Below are 17,236 nucleotides of genomic sequence, written 5' to 3'. Positions count from 1 at the left end.
TGGGGTGAGCGTGTTCATATTGTGGGCTTCCTCCTCGTCACGGTAGAACGAACACACGAGCCCAGCGCCTTCCCCATCTCGCTGTCTCGCCAGACGAGTAGAAGAACACATCGATGCGGTCGCCCTTGATGGCACCGCCCGTGTCGCCGGCTATGGCGTACCCGTAGCCTTCCACATAGAGCTTGCTGCCAAGCGGTATGACCTTCGGGTCGACTGCCACCACGCCACGTCCAGACTTCATTCCTGAGGCCGTCATCCACGGATTGCCATCCGTCTCCTGAACCGTCGGCGAATAGGCGGTGGCCTCCATGTAGAACTCATTCGTCGCTCCACCGCGATAGACAGACTTTCCGACAGCCAGTGCGTCATCAGCCGGTAGTTTGAGCAAGGAGTCGGAAACCAGGACTCGCGATACCAGCGTACCATCCACGTAGAGGAGGCGATATATACGCTCGCGCACGCCACCCGTGCCAGGCTTCCACACGACCACCTGCCCTCTGGCTGCCGACTGCTCAGGCACGTACCGAATGTCATATGGGACGCGTTCGCGCACTGCTATCGTTCTCTCGCATGTCTGAACAAGTCTCACTGGACCGACGGTTCGCGGCATATGCCATGTCGACCCATCCTGCAACACTCGAATCATCTGCTGATCGGGCGTCACCAATTCTACGCCGCCGCCCGTACCCTCCACCTCTACAGCTGCTCCCGAAGCGAGAACTATACCTGCCTCACTGGCGATCTGCACAGCATCCATGGACGCCGCCTGGACCGCCGGAAGCCTCAGAAGATTCATCGACGAGGGCAATCGACTCGACAGGAGCAATGCTCCGGAGATGATGGCTATCACAGCGACGGTCAGATGCCTCGTACGACCGGTCCTTACTTCGATGAGGTCTTCTCCAGCAACTCGCGTATGCGAGTCAGGTTTCGGTTGATCTCGCTGAGGACGGAAAGTACGGCGCCGTCGCCCGCGAAATCGAACTGGTCGAACGAGGTTGTCGGAACCCCTGCTGAGACGGGCGAGTCCAGTACAGCTTGATTATCTGGCTGGCCAAGCTGGACGACGGCATCGACGAAGTACTCTTTGCGTGTGTCCTCGTCGGCTTCGGTGCTGTTGACCTGAGAGATAAGAGACGCTCGTTGCAGCGCCGCCCGTTCGTCTGTGTCGCGCTCGCTGCCAAATACAGGGCTCAGGATGATCGTCGGAAAAGCATACCAGCTGTTGCCACGACCGGTCGTCAGTCCCATGTACTCACAGAACCCCATCAACGTCGCAGGACCGATCTGGAGGAACCTTCCATGTTCGTCCACAAACACCAGGATGCTCGATGCCGTGCCATGTCTCGGTAGTTTTCGAGTGGCGCCGATAGCCGCAGAAAGGCCCTGTCTGGCGAGCCTTACTCCTCGCGTCCAGCCAATCTGCTTAGCGAACTCGGGGAAAAGACCCCCGAAGTCGACATAATCCTCGTCACGGAGCAGACGCGTAATGTACCACGCCTTGTCCGTCGCAAGCAAACCATAGGTCTTGTCGAGCTCACTGGAATACGTCACCGTCTCCCCGTGACCTGCGACTATCTTGCGCTGCACAGCACGCAGCGCTCCACGTACAGTCTTAATCTTCATCTGATAGGTTGTCTCCAGGGCCGACAGTGTATAATGTCAGTCTCACGATGTCAATCGCCTGCCTGCAGGAGGAACGTGGTCGACAGCTCGTACTGACCGGGTTCCCACTGTTCCACGAAGCCCTTTGCCTCGCGATCTTTGAAACATAGTTATGACGCAAGTATACTGGACAAGAGCCCACAAGCATGAACGAGTACGTGAGAAGGAGTTGCCAAATGAAGATTGGAATAATCGGTCTGCCTCAAACGGGCAAGACCACGCTGTTCGGAGCACTGACCAGAGGAACCACACAGGTATCACAGTCCAAGACGAACCTTGCGGCTGTCGGCGTAGCCGACACTGATCTGGATTATCTGGCCAGCGTCTTCAAACCCAAGAAGACTACGCCGGCAAGCGTCGAGTTCGCTGATGTACCAGGTATACCGTCTGGTCAGGAAAACGCCTCCCGACGCAACGAGTTGCTGAAGGACGTGAAGAATGTCGAGGCGCTGGTCGAGGTATTTGACGCATTCACGCAGGTGCCCTCTGCCACAAACCTCAGGGACCAGATAGAGAATTTCGAACTGGACCTTGCCCTGGTAGACCTGGAGATCGTGGAACACCGGCTCGAGCGCATGAAGAAGGAAAAGATGACGCCCGTGCTCGAACGCGAACGGGACCTCCTCTCGAGTGCCCAGTCATGCCTTTCGGGAGGAAAGGGGCTGCGCAGCCTCGGTCTGTCTGATGAAGACAAGAGCCTTCTCACCTCCTATGCGTTCATCACGCTGAAGCCGGTCATGCATGTCATCAACATCACGATGACAGACGAGACCGCGGCCAGAAACCTCGAGGCTGCCCTTACGGCTGCTGACGACCAGGTGGACGCAACGGCCATGGTGCTGGATGCAAAACTGGAACGCGAGATTGCCGAACTGCCTGCGGCCGAACAACTCGAGTTCCTTCAGGAATTTGGTCTGTCCGGATCGGTCATCGATACGTTCATCGGCAGAGCATATCAGCTGCTCAAACTCGAGACCTTCTACACTGCGGGAGAAGACGAGTGCAAGGCCTGGGTCATCGAGGCCGGCACCCGTGCCCGGGGTGCTGCAGGCAAGATCCACACGGATATCGCCCGTGGATTCATTGCAGCGGAAGTCATCTCGCTGGATGACTTCCGCAAAGCCGACAACTCCTTCAAGGTTGCCAAGGAGAAGGGACTGTTGCGCATAGAAGGTGAGAACTACGTCGTGAAGAACAAGGAAATCGCCCACTTCCGGTTCAACGTTTCACGCTAAGGGGACGATCTTCGCGGTCAACCCCGGCCCTCGTGGCCGGGGCTTTCGCTTTTCTCAGATGAAGGCCTCGGCCACGAGGTTGTTCAGTTCGAGGCCCTTCTGTGTGCATACAGCTCTGTCCTTCAGAACGCTGATGAGTCCATCGCCCATGAGCCGGGCAAGAACGTCACGAAATACGACACGGGCATCTTCTCGAAACAGGTCGCCGAAGGTCGCAAAATCGAGGCCGGCCCCCGGCAAGCGCATGCGCAGCATGGCATACTCACCTTCCCGGAGACGACCCTCGAGCTGTTCTTCACTATCAACGGGAAGCCTGCCGTTCAGAACGGCCGCGAGGTATGCTGCCATGTCGCTGACGTTCGTCCATCTTCTACCTGACACGAATCCAGACGCTCCCAGACCGAGACCAACGTAGTCAGTGAACAGCCAGTAGCCGAGATTGTGGTGCGAGATGAAACCCGAACGGGCGAAATTGGAGATCTCGTAGTGCTCAAATCCGCTTTTCGCAAGCAGACTCCATCCCTCCCGCATCGTAGCCAGAACCGTGTCGTCGTCTGGCATGACTTCATGACCTTCAGCGATGGACGTGGCCAGCGGGGTGCCGGCAGCCAGAGTCAGGTTGTACCAGGAGATGTGCTCCGGAGAAAGCTCAATGGCGTGTCTCAGCGAAGCAATCTCTTCACCAGGCAAGGAACCGGGAAGTCCATACATGAGATCCACAGACAGGTTATGAATCCCCGCCTCCCGCGCCTGCCGAAGTGCGCGGTCGGCCCCTGCCGAATCATGCAGGCGCCCCAGTCTCTCCAGCGAGCAATCGCTGAAGCTCTGGACTCCAACACTCAAGCGGTTGATACCCGCGCCGACGTAGCCTCGGATTCTCTCAACATCGAGGCTGTCCGGATTGCTTTCCATGGTGATCTCGCAATCCGGCATTGCCGGCACAGGAGAGCTCACCCCGTCGATCAGCCGCCGAAGTTGCAGAGGCTCCAGCAGGGAAGGTGTACCACCGCCGACGTAGATGGACTGCAGACTGAGGTCCTGCCGGCGCAATGTCTCAGCCCACAGGCCCCACTCGGAAAGCAACGCGTCCACATACTCGTCGGGAACACCCGTTGCACCTCCGGTCGACAGGAAGTCACAGTAGTTGCATCTTCTGCGACAGAAGGGAATGTGGACGTAGATGCCGACCGGTCTAGTCGTCCGACTCACGCTTGAGAATGGAGAGAAACGCCTCCTGGGGGATGCTCACCTTGCCGATTTGTTTCATCTTCTTCTTGCCCTCTTTCTGTTTCTCCAGAAGCTTTCGTTTTCGCGTGACGTCTCCACCATAACACTTGGCAAGGACGTCCTTGCGCAACTGGACAATGTTCTCACGCGCTACAATCTTTCCACCGATTGCGGCTTGTAACGCAACTTCGTACATCTGCCGGGGAACATACTTGCGCAGCCGCTGCAGCATCGACCTTGCGATGTGCTGAACTTCATCTTCGTGGGCGATGAACGAGAGTGCGTCGACAGGCGTTCCGTTGACCAGCACATCAACCTTGGCGAGCCGTTCCTTGCGATACCCTGCCAGCTCGTAGTCAAGCGTTCCATACCCCTTCGTGATCGACTTGAGCCGATCGAAGAAATCCGTGATGATCTCCGACAACGGGAGTTCATATTCCAGAACCGCTCGCCGGCTCTCGGGATAGGACATGTTGATATAGATGCCCCTGCGCTTGTTGGTGAGTTCCATGACGTCTCCGATCGCTTCATGCGGTACCACAATCTCGGCTTTGACGAAGGGCTCCTCGATGCGTTCGATCTCTCCCAACGGGGGAAACTTCGAAGGACTGTCAGCAAGAACTTCCTCTCCGGTATTGCGCTTGATCACACGATACCGCACATTTGGAACGGTGACGATAATGTCCTGGTTGTACTCCCGGCGAAGGCGCTCTGTGATGACCTCGAGGTGCAGCAGTCCGGAGAACCCGCACCGGAATCCAAAACCCAGAGCCCCCGACGATTCAGGTTCAAACGTGAGAGAAGCATCATTCAGCTGCAGCCGCTGCAGTGATGACTTGAGCCCCTCATAGTCGTTGGCATCGATAGGGTAGAGTCCCGCAAAAACCATTGGAAGCACCGGCCTGTATCCCGGTATGGGCTCTGCGGTCGGCTGGACCGCGCTGGTCACGGTATCCCCGATATGAACCTCGGCAGGAACCCGGATCACTGCGGCAAAGTAACCGACTTCCCCGGCTGTCAGGGCATCTGTCACAACAGGTGTCAGCTCGAAGTACCCTACTTCGACGACATCGAATTCGCTGCCGGTGGCCATGAACTGGATATGGTCACCCTTCTGGATGGTCCCTTCGAAAACCCTGATGTGAACGACCACGCCCTTATAGGTATCAAAGTGCGAGTCGAACACGAGACACTTGAGGGGGGCACCGGAATCGCCGGAAGGACTCGGAATCTTGTCTTCGATGATGCGAAGCAGCTCGTCGACCCCGAGCCCTGTCTTTGCGCTGACAAGTGACGCATCCGATGCATCAAGTCCGATGATCTCCTCGATCTCCCTCTTCGTCTCGTCCACGTCGGCATTTGGCAGATCGATCTTGTTCACCGCGATGATGATGGTGAGGTTGTGATTCAACGCGAGATACGTATTGGCCACAGTCTGCGCCTCGACACCCTGTGTCGCGTCGACGACCAGTACTGCCCCTTCGCAGGCGGCTATGCTGCGCGAAACTTCGTAGTTGAAGTCGACGTGGCCAGGCGTATCAATCAGATTGAACACCACCGGCGAACCGTCTCGTCCGGTATACGTCAGGCGGATGGGATGTGCCTTGATCGTGATGCCGCGTTCCTTCTCGATGTCCATCTGATCCAGGACCTGGTCACCTTTGTTTTTCAGAATGAAGCCAGCTCGCTCAAGAAAACGGTCGGCAAGCGTGGACTTGCCGTGATCAATATGGGCAATGATACAGAAGTTCCGTATGCTTTTCGGGTTCATGATTCCAGCCTACTGGGCTGGCACAAGCTCTTTCCGTGCTGATTCGAAGACCACCTTCTGGCCGTCGCTCGTCACCACAATGGTATCGCCATGCTTGAACTCACCCTCCAGGATCCGATATGACAGTTCGTTTTCAACTTCGTGCTGGATCAACCTCAACAGAGGCCTGGCACCATATTCGGGGTTGAAGCCCTTGCGTGCAAGATATGACACCAGCTCAGGGCTGAACTCGAGGTGCATGTCCTCCTCCTCGATCTCCTTCGTCACTCTCTTCAGCAGGATCGCTACAATTTTCTCGATGTCCTCGACCGACAATTGGTTGAATACGACAATCTCGTCGACCCGGTTCAGGAATTCCGGCTTGAAACTGTGTTTGAGTTCGTCCATCATGGATGCAGTGTGGGCTTCTGCCTCACCGCCCTCTCCGGGCAGCTTGAATCCGAGGCCACCCATCCGATTGAACCCGCCCCCGATGTTGCTCGTCATGATAATGACGGCGTTCCGGAAATCGATCGTCCTTCCACTCGAGTCGGTCAGACGTCCATCGTCCATAATCTGAAGCAGAATATCGAAGACGTCTGGATGGGCTTTCTCGATCTCGTCGAACAGGACAATGCTGAATGGGCGACGCCTCACGGCCTCGGTCAACTGCCCGCCCTCTTCATATCCTACGTAGCCGGGAGGGGCTCCAACCAGGCGAGACACAGCAAACTTCTCCATGTACTCGCTCATGTCGAGGCGAATGAGCGATGACTCACTGCCAAACAACTCTTCGGCCAGGACGCGTGCCAGTTCGGTTTTCCCCACGCCTGTCGGGCCAAGGAACAGGAACGACCCAATGGGCTTCGTAGGATGTTTGAGTCCCGCACGAGAGCGCCTCAGGGCCTCTGCCATGAGGGCCACAGCCGGGTCCTGCCCAACGACTCTGGTTCGGAGAGCGTCCTCGAGGTGAAGCAGCTTTGCACGTTCATCCTCAGCAAGCCGCGCCGCTGGAATGTTGGTCCACAGAGCCACAACAGCGCGAATGTCATCCGGGCTCACTACTGCTTCCCGTGCAGCCGATGCCACAAACGAGCTTCCTTTCATCGTTTCGATCTTGTCGTGAACGTCCCGCTCCTGGTCTCGCAGACCCGCCGCCTTCTCGAACTCCTGATTGCGAATGGCGTCGTCCTTCTCCCGCTCGATCTTGTCAAGTTCATCCTGCAGTTGACGGTATTCGTCACTTGGAACGGTAGAAGCAAGCCTTACCTTGGCGCTGGCTTCATCCATGAGATCGACTGCCTTGTCCGGCAAGAATCGGCTCGTGATGTACTTCACAGAGAGCCTGACGGCAGCCTCGATGGCCGCATCCGTAATGGTTACCTGATGGTGAGCCTCATACCTGTCGCGTAGTCCCTTCAGGATTTCGATCGACTCGGGTACGGTGGATTCGCTGACGACGATCGGCTGGAATCGGCGCTCAAGCGCCGGGTCCTTCTCGATATATTTGTGGTACTCTCCAAGTGTGGTCGCTCCAATCGTCTGAAGCTCGCCTCTCGACAGCGCCGGCTTGAGGATGTTGGCCGCATCGATAGAACTTCCTTCTGCAGACCCGGCCCCCACAACGTTGTGCAACTCATCAATGAACAGAATGACAGTGTTGCCAGCCGTCTTCATCTCGGCCAGAAACTTCTTCATCCGGTCCTCGAATTCGCCACGGTATTTGGTCCCCGCCACAAGGCTTGGGATATCAAGCGAAATGACCCGTTTGTTCTTGAGAAGTTCAGGCACTTCGCCCGCAACGATTTTCCGTGCCAGCCCCTCGACGATGGCGGTCTTGCCTACGCCAGGGTCACCGATGAGAACGGGGTTGTTCTTGGTCCGTCGCAACAGTATCTGAAGCAGCCTCTCAGTCTCCTTATCACGGCCGATGACGGGGTCGAGCTTGCCCTGACGAGCCATCTCTGTCAGATCGCGACTGTACTGGTCGAGCGTCGGCGTCTTGGTGCGCTGCCGCGGCTGGTGACCTGGGCGCTGGGACTCCGTCGTGTGCTCGGTGCCACGCAGTGACAGAACCGTGTTCACGAGTTTCGAAACATCGACACCCTCATCCTCCAGGCTCCGAACACCCACACCGCCACCCTCGTGAACGATCGCCAGCAAGATGTGCTCCGTGGAGATATACCCGTCTCCGAGGTTGATAGCCTCGCGTTCAGCCAGGTCAAGGACCTTCTTGGCCCTGGGTGTGAGGATGATCTCATCATTTCTGCCGAGGAAGTTGTTATGCTTAACCCCTCGCACCTGGTCGGAAACGTAGTCGACCAGTTTGTGAAGATCAATACCACTGGCAACCATAGCCTCATACGCTATACCTTCTTCCAGCTTGGCAAGACCAATCAGGAGATGGTCGGTGTCAAGGAAGTCGTTACCCAGCGAGCTGGCCGACTCCTGTGCCATCCATACGGCCTTTTGAGCACGTTCTGTCAAGTTTGCCCAGTTCATGGAATAATGCCTCCGTTCCCGGCACTGCCTGTGACGCAAAGGAGGGCCGGACCCCCGCATATCTGTTTCTAAGATAGTTTACCGCGCCCATGGCTTTCGTCAAACAGCCGACTGTGGCGGGAGCAGGCCGGCATCGTGGTTTGACTTGTTCTGCCACCGTATGTAGAATTCACAGAGTAGACTCTTGGTGGCAAAGGGGGATGCAATGGATGACAAGGCCGACGCAGGAATTACACCGCGTGACTGGTTCGCAGAACTGACAGCTCGCATCCCGAATTTTGTGGGCTATCAGAGCAAAGACCAGCGCCGCACTGCTGATAAGATGGTGCGAGATACCATGGTGTTGAAGCTGGACGACCTGAGGGAAATCCTTTCCGACGTCATCGAGAAGGCAAACGACGCAGAAACGTCGGTTGTCGATGACATCTCCAAGATACTTCGAACAATGAATGAGCTGCGCGACAAGATAGAGTTTCTTGGATATGGTGATGCGACATTCTTCACCGATGAACAGCTCAACCCTGATTTCTTGTCGAGGGTCTATCAACTGGAAACACAGATATACGATAGTCTTGATGAACTCGAGACTGCGTTCGAGTCGCCCAAGGACCTTGGCCGTCGAGATACGTTAAAAGACATCCGTAAACGTCTCGAGGTCATCTCGCAGGACTTTGCCGCTCGCAAGGAGACGCTTAAGTCATCACGGTAGCATCGCACACGTTCCAAATCGGACGGCAGGCATCCATGTCTGCTCTTCGCGGGACTCTGCGTACCGTCACTCCGTGTCGACAACCAGGAGGTACCACTTGACCACGGAACACGCTTACTTACCGGTGGAACACGCCAATTCACCCAGGCATCATGCTCGTCCGCGGCTTAAGGCCGTTCTCGGATGGCTTCTCGTCGCGATATTGGCAATCGGAATTGCGGGGACTGCCTTTGTCGTTCTCCTTTTTGCACACTACTCCACTCAGGTACCCCCTGTCGGCTCGCTGTTCATCCAGACGCCAATGGCTTCCCAGGTATTCGACCGCAATGATAACCTTCTCTCATCAGTATACTTTGCTGAGAACCGCCTGCCCAAACAGCTCTCAGATATTTCGGAGATCACGATCAAAGCGCTCATCGCCTCGGAGGACGAGCGATTCTTCAGCCACGGAGCCGTCGATTTCCGCAGCATCATAGGAGGACTCCTTATCGATCCACTTCTCGGGCGGGGTATTCGTGGCGCGAGCACACTTACCCAGCAGTTGGCACGTCAGGCCATTCTCCATGACACTGATGTCACGGTAACACGGAAGGTCAAGGAAATCATCGTTGCATACAGGCTTGAAAAGCAGTACACGAAAGAGGAGATCCTGAACATGTACCTCAACTACGTGTACTTCGGCAACGGCTTGTACGGCATCGAGTCAGCAGCACTCGGGTACTTCGGCGTGCATGCAGTGGACCTTGATGCAGCTCAGGCTGCAATGATCGTCGGCGTTCTCCCTGCCCCGTCCGCGTACAACCCATACGTCGACCTGAAGCTGGCCACCCAACAGCAGCAACTTGTGCTGGACAAGATGGTGCGCAACCACTACCTGACACAGGAACAAGCTGACGCGGCAACGGCCGAGAAGCTCACCCTCAAGAATGGCATGCGGTCTCCCTATGGAAGCATCGGGTGGTTCGTCGACTACGTCAAATCCATCGTCGAGAAACAATATGGCGCTGAGATGCTGTATCAAGGTGGGCTGCGCATCTACACGACGATCGACCCCAAGCTTCAGACAGCGGCGCTATCAGCCGTCACGAAGGTCTGGGACCAGGCCAAGAAAGACAAGGTGTTCGTCGAGAGCGACCGTGATACCCTTGGGGTCTTCCAACCCCAAGTAGGCATGGTGAGCGTCGACCCCAAGACTGGGTATATTCTGGCTATGGTAGGCGGAACCAACTACGACGAGACGAACTTCAACCGCGTGCTGGCACCTCGACAACCAGGGTCGACGTTTAAACTCTTCGACTATACCGCAGCATTCGACAATGGCGTAACCTTCCCATCCGAGATTGTCGCTTCGCAACCCACGGATTTTGGCGGCTGGAGTCCCCCGGAATGGCTGGGTACAAACCAATGGTTTGGCCGAATCTCCGTGGCCAATGCCATCAAGGAATCGTCCAATATCATCGCTGCCAAGACAACACTCAGGACGGGGCTCGACAGGGTCATCTACTATGCTCGGAAGATGGGAGTCACGTCCCCCCTGAAACCATATGTGTCTCTCTCCATCGGCAGCTTCGAGATCTCGCCCCTGGAAATGGTCGAGGCATATTCGACGATCGCCAATGGAGGAGTCCGCATCACGCCCTATCCAATCCGGCGCATCGAAACACAAGACGGCACGACGATCGAGAAGCACAACTTCGCTGAAACCCGGGTCGTACCAACCTCCACCGCCTGGCTTGTACAGGCAATGATGAGAGGCGTATACGCGAACACACCCAACGCGTATATCAGCGGACTGCAGGCAGCCGGGAAAACCGGTAGCACCAACGATTGGCACGACGCCTGGTACGATGGCTTCACTCCCGAACTCTGCACTGTGATCCATATAGGAGATGACGCTACGCGAGCAGACATGTCTGCCATTCGGAACGCAGGCTCGCGGTTTCCGGCCATGACCTGGAAAGCGTACATGCAGGAGGCCATCAAACTTCAGAAACAAACAAGCTTTGGCCCCAAACCCGACGGAGTGTCGGTACGCACAATCTGTGATGCCTCAGGATTACTCGCTACCGACGCCTGTCCCGCATCCTTGACGCACTCTTCGTACTTCCTGTCGAGCCACGTACCCACGCAGACATGCACGGTTCATCCACCGATTCTTCAGACCGTACGGCTCGCGGCCGAGGATCCGACCAAGCTGGCTCCGGCTGACTGGCCCGATAGCAGAGTCGTCGTCAGAACCATGCTCCGAAATCAGGTCCCTACGGAAGTCTACCAAGACCAGACCACATCGAGCGGTGAACTCAGTGTGACCGCATTTCCAGAGCAGTTCAAGGTCGGACAGCAGATGACGCTCAGTCTCGACGTGGCTCAGCCCGCCGGGTCAGCAGCCGTATCGTTTGACGTGTATATTGGAGGGTCACTCGTCACTTCAGCTTCATCGCTGCCCGCGACAGTGGCCTATGTGCCGACTTTGGCAGGCCCTCTGGAGATCGCGATCGTGGGTCGATCTGCTGCGCTTGATACGGTTTTCCAAGTGGCGACCAGTGTCCAGGTGCAACCTTAGCGCCTGGACCTTTCCCCTCGGGGGTTTCATCCGCGCGAATCTGTAAAGGCTCACTTCTGCGATTGCATTGGATGTCATGTGTAGTAGACTGACAGTGTTTCTGATCCTATCCAGTACAGGAGAAAGGAGTGCGTTCGACGATCCTCCGATCGGCCTGGCGGCCTCAAGGCGCTCAGACCTCCTACGGTTGTCACCAGTCGAACAACTACCATGACAAATCAAGAAGTTGAAATATTAGTACGCAAGTACGAACCGGAGATTCTCGAGTTTGCGCGTGATATCATCAAGACACGTAGCTATTCGACCGAGGAAAAAGGCATGGTCATGCTCATCAAGTCCAAGATGGAGGCTCTTGACTTCGACGAAGTGAAGGTCGATGGCATAGGCAACATCGTCGGACGGGTGGGCAACGGCCCCCGCAAGATCCTCTATGACGCGCATATTGATACGGTGTGGGCAGAAGATAAGGAGAACTGGAAGGTGGATCCGTTTGCCGCTGTCGTCGATGGCGACCTCCTCTACGGTCGAGGGTCCAGCGACGAAAAAGCAGCCATGTCGTCCATGCTCTATGGCGCGGCAATTGCGAAGCAACTGGGTCTTCTGGATGGGTTCTCGCTCTACATATCTGGAACAGTCCTGGAAGAAACCTGCGACGGATTGTCTGTCATCCACATGGTCGAGAAGGAAGGGTTCAGACCAGACTTTGTTGTCATCTGCGAACCGACCAGTCTCGACGTCTATCGTGGACACCGCGGCCGCGTCGAACTCAAGATCACGACCACGGGAACGTCAGCCCATGCTGCTCATCCGGATAAGGGCGACAATGCCATCTACAAGATGGCGCAGACCGTTCTCAATATCGAGAAACTCACAGCAACCTTCAAGGATGATCCCTTCCTTGGCAAGGGCACAGCTGTCGTCAGTATCATCGAGAGCAAGGCACCTTCGATCAACTCAGTCCCGTACGAGAGCACGATCTACATCGATCGACGTATCACTGTTGGCGAGACAAAGGAAACCGTCCTCGCAGAGTTCCGTGGCGCAGTCAATGATCCCGGGCACACAACTGTCGAGCTGACGGAGTTCGAGGATACCAGCTGGACTGGGCTGCACGTCTGCCAGGAGAAGTATTTCCCCACATGGGTGCTCGACGAGAATCATCCTCTGGTCAAAGCCGGCGTCGACGCCGCCACAGAAGCGCGCGGCAAGACTCCCCGGATATCCCGCTGGATCTTCTCCACCAATGGTGTCGCCTTCATGGGCCATTTTAATATTCCCTCCATCGGCTTTGGCCCCGGCGACGAATGGCTTGCCCACGCCGCCAATGAGTATGTCCGCATCAGTGATCTGTATGAAGCGGCACGCTTCTACGCCCTGCTCCCATCCAAACTCGCCGAGGAGGTTTGAACTCTATGAACACCAAAATGAAGGGAAGAGATTTCCTTTCCACCAATGATTGGACCACAGAAGAGCTCGAGATGTTGCTTGACGTCGCGTTTGACCTCAAGAAACAGAAAGCCTTGGGCATTCCCCATCATCTTCTTGACGACAAGACACTTTTCATGCTGTTCCGCGACAAGTCGACACGTACGCGCAACTCCACCGAAGCAGCCATGACTCAACTTGGCGGTCATGCCCACTATCTGACCGAAGAAGCAGTGCAGATTTCTCACGGCGACACGGAGAAGGAAATGGGCATTATCCTGTCCCGATATGGCCACGGGATCGCTATCCGCGATGACATCTACCTCGGCGTCGGGCACAACTACATGACAAACGTCGCGAAATACGCCGATATTCCGGTCATCTCGCTCGAATCCGACTTTGACCATCCGTGCCAGATGATGGCTGATGTCATGACAGTCAAAGAGAAATTCCACAATGAGATCCGAGGCCGCAAGTTCGTCATGTCCTGGGCCTACGCTCCCAGTTATGCCAAACCCATGGCTGTCGCACAGGGCACCGTCATGATGATGCCCCGTTTCGGAATGGATGTTACACTTGCCATCCCGCCCGAATTCGCTCTGCAGCCCGAAGCCATGGAGATAGCCCAAAAGAATGCTGAAGAAGCGGGCGTCAAGTTTGAGGTCACGAATGACATGGATACCGCCATGGAAGGCGCAGACATCATTGAAGCCAAGTCCTGGGGTTGCTTCATGACAACCCGTGATCTGAAGGAGTCGCAGGAGATCGCCAAAAAGCACAGTGACTGGATCCTCGACGAACGCCGCCTAAACCTGGCCAAGAAGAATGCAATCTATATGCACCCACTGCCTGCCGACCGCAACTTTGAAGTGACCGATGCTGTTATCGACGGACCGCACTCCGTCGTGTACGACGAGGCAGAAAACCGATTACACACCGTCAAGGCCATTCTCGCCCTTACGATGTAGGACGCAGGCAGAACAGGAGTCCAACAGACATGCCCAGAATAGCCGTCATTGCCATTGGTGGAAACTCACTGATCCTGGATGAGTTGCACAAAAGTGTTGCTGACCAGTACGATGCCGTGGTCGAGACGGCGCGACACATTGCCAGCATGGTGCAGGAAGGCTACGATGTCGTCATTACGCACGGCAATGGACCACAAGTCGGTTTCATCCTCCTGCGTTCAGAGATTGCCGAGAAGGCAGCCGGACTTCACCCGGTTCCTCTCGATTCCTGCGGAGCGGATACCCAGGGCGCCATTGGGTACCAAATCCAGCAGGCATTGCACAATGAGTTCTTGAAGCGAGGTCTTGCCAAGAAAGCAGTCACCATTGTCACTCAAGTTCTTGTCGACCGGGATGATCCCGCCTTCAAAAATCCGTCAAAGCCCGTGGGATCCTTCTACAGCAAGGACGAAATCGATGGCAAGGTGACCAGGGATGGTTGGACCGTTGTGGAAGATGCAGGTCGAGGCTGGCGGCGAGTCGTTGCTTCACCAATGCCGATCGAGATTGTCGAACTGGATGCTGTCAAGAACCTCGTCAGAGCCGGATTTGTCGTCATTGCTGCAGGTGGAGGAGGAATCCCCGTCGTCAGAGATAACGAGGGAAACCTCAAAGGTGTTGCCGCTGTTATCGACAAGGACCACGCGACGAGTCTGCTGGCCACCAATCTGCATGCGGACCTTTTCGTCATCAGTACTGCCGTGGAGAAGGTCTTCATCAACTATAACAAGCCTGGCCAGAAGGGCATCGATCGCATGACGGTAAGCGAGGCCAAAGCGTACATGGATCAGGGTCAGTTTGCAAAGGGTTCCATGTTGCCCAAAGTCAAAGCAGCCATCGCTTTCCTGGAACACGGAGGAAACGAGGCCCTTATCACCAACCCGGAGTCACTCGAACGAGCTATTGCCGGTGAAACTGGCACCAGGATCGTCCGCGACTAGCTGCAGCCGCAGTAACAACGAATGATCTGGGCGGGTGAGGCAACAACCTCGCCCGCCTTTCTGTTAAGGAGGAATAATGTCTTCAGTTCTTGGGCTGAAATGCATGAAGTGCGAACGTGAATACGACCCTTCCACAACCCGCTATGTTTGTCCCACCTGTGGCAACGACGGAATTCTCGAAGTCCTGTATGACTACGATCGGGTCCGAACGGTCCTCACCAGGGAACAGTTGGAGAACGACCGCGACCTCTCGATGTGGAGATATCTCGCGCTCCTGCCTGTTGAGGGACGTCCTGCGTCGTTGACACTCCAGATCGGCTGGACGCCGCTGTATGCAAGCAAACGTGTTGGTCCTCAACTAGGACTGCCCCATGTGTGGTTCAAAGACGACGGGCGCAATCCAACGGCTTCCCTGAAAGACAGAGCCTCCGCCATCGCCATCGCCAAGGCAGACGAACTTGGCGAGCACATTATCACAGCAGCAACGACGGGAAACGCAGGTTCCAGTCTGGCAGGGCTTGCCGCAAATGCAGGAGTCGCCGCATACATCTTTGCGCCTGCATCCGCGCCTGCAGGAAAAATAGCACAGTTGCGAGTATTCGGCAGCCATCTGTTCCTTGTCGATGGCAACTACGACCAGGCATTCGACCTATGCATGGAGGCAACGGAACGATTTGGCTGGTACAACAGAAACACGGCCTTCAACCCCTACATGGTCGAGGGTAAGAAGACTGTCGCCCTCGAGGTCGCCGAGCAGATGCACTTCGAAGCACCAGACAAGGTCATCGTCCCGGTTGGGGATGGCTGTATCGTCTCGGGTGTCGCAAAGGGATTCCACGACCTGTTGACCCTCGGACTCATCGACCATATGCCCCAACTCATAGCGGTCCAGGCTGAAGGTTGCGCTCCGATCGCACGCGCAGTTATCTCCGGTAAACCGGTCACTTACCTGGAGAATCCAATATCATGCGCTGACAGCATCGTGGCCGGCATTCCGCGTAACCACCTCATGGCGGTACGCGACATCAGGTCCAGTGGCGGCCTGGCGGTCACAGTCTCAGATGACGAAATCATCGACGCCATAGGGTTCCTGGGCAGGAACGAAGGTATCTTCGCTGAACCGGCTGCTGCGGCTTCCGTGGCTGCGCTGCGCAAGCTGGCCAACAGCGGTGATCTGCACCAGGAGGACCGCATCGCCATCCTCATCACCGGAAACGGGCTGAAGGACGTTCAGAATGCGCTCAAGGTGAAGGGCTCCAGCATGACAATACCACCGCTTATCGATGCCGTGGTACAAGCGATTGCAGAAGGGTTCTGATCTTCTGCGTCTCCTGTATCTCAGACACCGTCGGCGCCATCCATGAATCATTTTTGCAAATGGCTGCGTTGCTTTTTGGCCGCTGGACACTAGAATTCAACGTGAAAACTGTAGCCGTAGGAAGGAGATACCGATGCTGAGCCTGGAACTGATTCGTCAGCATCCTGACCTCGTGAAGGCCGGGATAGCAACAAAGAACGAAGGGCCGGAGATGGTCGACGAGATCCTCGAGGTCGACCGGGAGAGAAGAGATCTGCTCCAGAAGGTGGACGAACTCAAGCATCTCCGCAACGAAGCCAGTGAGCAGATCGCCACACTCAAGCGCTCCAAAATAGACGCTTCAGCCGCCATCGCTGAGATGAAAGACGTCGGCTCGCACATCGCAGAATTGGACGACCGAGTGAAGGTGGTCGATGCGCGCCTTCGGGCCTTGCTGCTGTGCATCCCAAACCTGCCTGAAGCGTCGGTCCCCATCGGGAAAAGCGACAAAGAGAACACGGTCGTGTTTACCTGGCATGAGAAGCCAACCTTCACATTTGTACCGAGGCCTCACTGGGAGATCGGGGAATCTCTGGGCATCATCGATTCTGCTGCAGGCGCAAAGATTTCCGGGTCGCGCTTCTATGTTCTCAAGGGACTGGGAGCCAAGCTCGAGAGATCTCTCATCTCATGGATGATTGACGTCCACGTCCAGGAAGAGGGCTATACGGAGATCCTCCCGCCCTATCTGGTCAATCGGGAGTCGATGACGGGAACCGGACAACTGCCAAAGTTCGCGGACGATCTTTACCATACGGACACCGACGACCTGTTCCTCGACCCGACGGCCGAGGTTCCAGTGACCAATATGCTCAGGGACGAAATTGTCCGTGAAGAAGACCTGCCCATCAAGTA

12 protein-coding genes and 1 pseudogene are annotated in these 17,236 nt (G+C 56.1%); 8 read left to right on the top strand and 5 right to left on the bottom strand.

Annotation, left to right across the window (positions count from 1 at the left end; all coding sequences use genetic code 11):
* Positions 1–37 precede the first annotated feature (37 nt).
* Both SMC3_RS03225 and SMC3_RS03220 read right to left on the bottom strand, forming a co-directional pair.
* Positions 38–757 carry a G5 and 3D domain-containing protein gene (locus tag SMC3_RS03225; RefSeq protein ID WP_207799649.1) on the bottom strand — a complete coding sequence of 240 codons (720 nt, stop codon included), beginning with the start codon at positions 755–757 and terminating at the stop codon, positions 38–40.
* A gap of 125 nt (positions 758–882) precedes the next feature.
* Positions 883–1,626: a hypothetical protein gene (locus SMC3_RS03220; RefSeq protein ID WP_119087331.1), complete on the bottom strand. Its 744-nt coding sequence runs from the start codon at positions 1,624–1,626 to the stop codon at positions 883–885.
* A 215-nt stretch (positions 1,627–1,841) separates the two neighbouring features.
* Between SMC3_RS03220 and SMC3_RS03215 the strand changes: the two genes are divergently transcribed.
* A complete protein-coding gene (locus tag SMC3_RS03215) occupies positions 1,842–2,900 on the top strand; it encodes a DUF933 domain-containing protein (RefSeq protein WP_165846537.1) in 1,059 nt (352 codons plus the stop codon).
* 54 nt (positions 2,901–2,954) lie between these two features.
* On the opposite strand, the gene hemW is transcribed toward SMC3_RS03215, so the two are convergent.
* Genes hemW through SMC3_RS03200 form a run of 3 tightly spaced genes read right to left on the bottom strand, consistent with a single transcriptional unit; the run spans position 2,955 to position 8,379 of the window.
* Entirely contained in the window at positions 2,955–4,109 is a 1,155-nt protein-coding gene (gene hemW, locus SMC3_RS03210; protein WP_119089816.1) for a radical SAM family heme chaperone HemW, read from the bottom strand.
* Positions 4,093–5,898, bottom strand: coding sequence for a translation elongation factor 4 (gene lepA, locus SMC3_RS03205; protein WP_119087328.1), 1,806 nt, complete (start codon positions 5,896–5,898; stop codon positions 4,093–4,095). The genes hemW and lepA overlap by 17 nt, the downstream gene beginning before the upstream one ends.
* A 9-nt stretch (positions 5,899–5,907) precedes the next feature.
* Positions 5,908–8,379 (bottom strand): ATP-dependent Clp protease ATP-binding subunit, encoded by a 2,472-nt coding sequence (locus SMC3_RS03200; protein WP_119089815.1) that lies wholly within the window; start codon positions 8,377–8,379, stop codon positions 5,908–5,910.
* 205 nt (positions 8,380–8,584) lie between these two features.
* Between SMC3_RS03200 and SMC3_RS03195 the strand changes: the two genes are divergently transcribed.
* The 7 genes and pseudogenes from SMC3_RS03195 to SMC3_RS03165 all read left to right on the top strand — a co-directional run.
* Positions 8,585–9,088, top strand: coding sequence for a hypothetical protein (locus SMC3_RS03195; protein ID WP_119087327.1), 504 nt, complete (start codon positions 8,585–8,587; stop codon positions 9,086–9,088).
* A gap of 97 nt (positions 9,089–9,185) precedes the next feature.
* A complete protein-coding gene (locus tag SMC3_RS03190) occupies positions 9,186–11,651 on the top strand; it encodes a transglycosylase domain-containing protein (protein WP_126850781.1) in 2,466 nt (821 codons plus the stop codon).
* A 210-nt stretch (positions 11,652–11,861) separates the two neighbouring features.
* Positions 11,862–13,058, top strand: coding sequence for a YgeY family selenium metabolism-linked hydrolase (locus SMC3_RS03185; RefSeq protein ID WP_119089814.1), 1,197 nt, complete (start codon positions 11,862–11,864; stop codon positions 13,056–13,058).
* Positions 13,059–13,063: 5 nt separating this feature from the next.
* Complete coding sequence (locus SMC3_RS03180; RefSeq protein WP_119087324.1) at positions 13,064–14,044, top strand: ornithine carbamoyltransferase; 981 nt, start codon at positions 13,064–13,066, stop codon at positions 14,042–14,044.
* A 29-nt stretch (positions 14,045–14,073) separates the two neighbouring features.
* On the top strand, positions 14,074–15,024 hold the full coding sequence (arcC, locus tag SMC3_RS03175) for a carbamate kinase (RefSeq protein WP_119087323.1): 951 nt from the start codon (positions 14,074–14,076) through the stop codon (positions 15,022–15,024).
* A 76-nt stretch (positions 15,025–15,100) separates the two neighbouring features.
* Entirely contained in the window at positions 15,101–16,342 is a 1,242-nt protein-coding gene (locus SMC3_RS03170; RefSeq protein WP_119089813.1) for a threonine synthase, read from the top strand.
* Between the two features lie 133 nt (positions 16,343–16,475).
* Positions 16,476–17,236 (top strand): annotated as a pseudogene (locus SMC3_RS03165) (serine--tRNA ligase); the annotation flags it as partial.

Origin of the sequence: Candidatus Cryosericum hinesii, assembly GCF_003570985.1 — a bacterium.
GTDB classification, from domain to species: Bacteria; Caldisericota; Caldisericia; order Cryosericales; family Cryosericaceae; genus Cryosericum; species Cryosericum hinesii.
The sequence above is the reverse complement of the archived record's forward strand: the minus strand, read 5'-3'. Positions and strand labels throughout refer to the sequence as shown.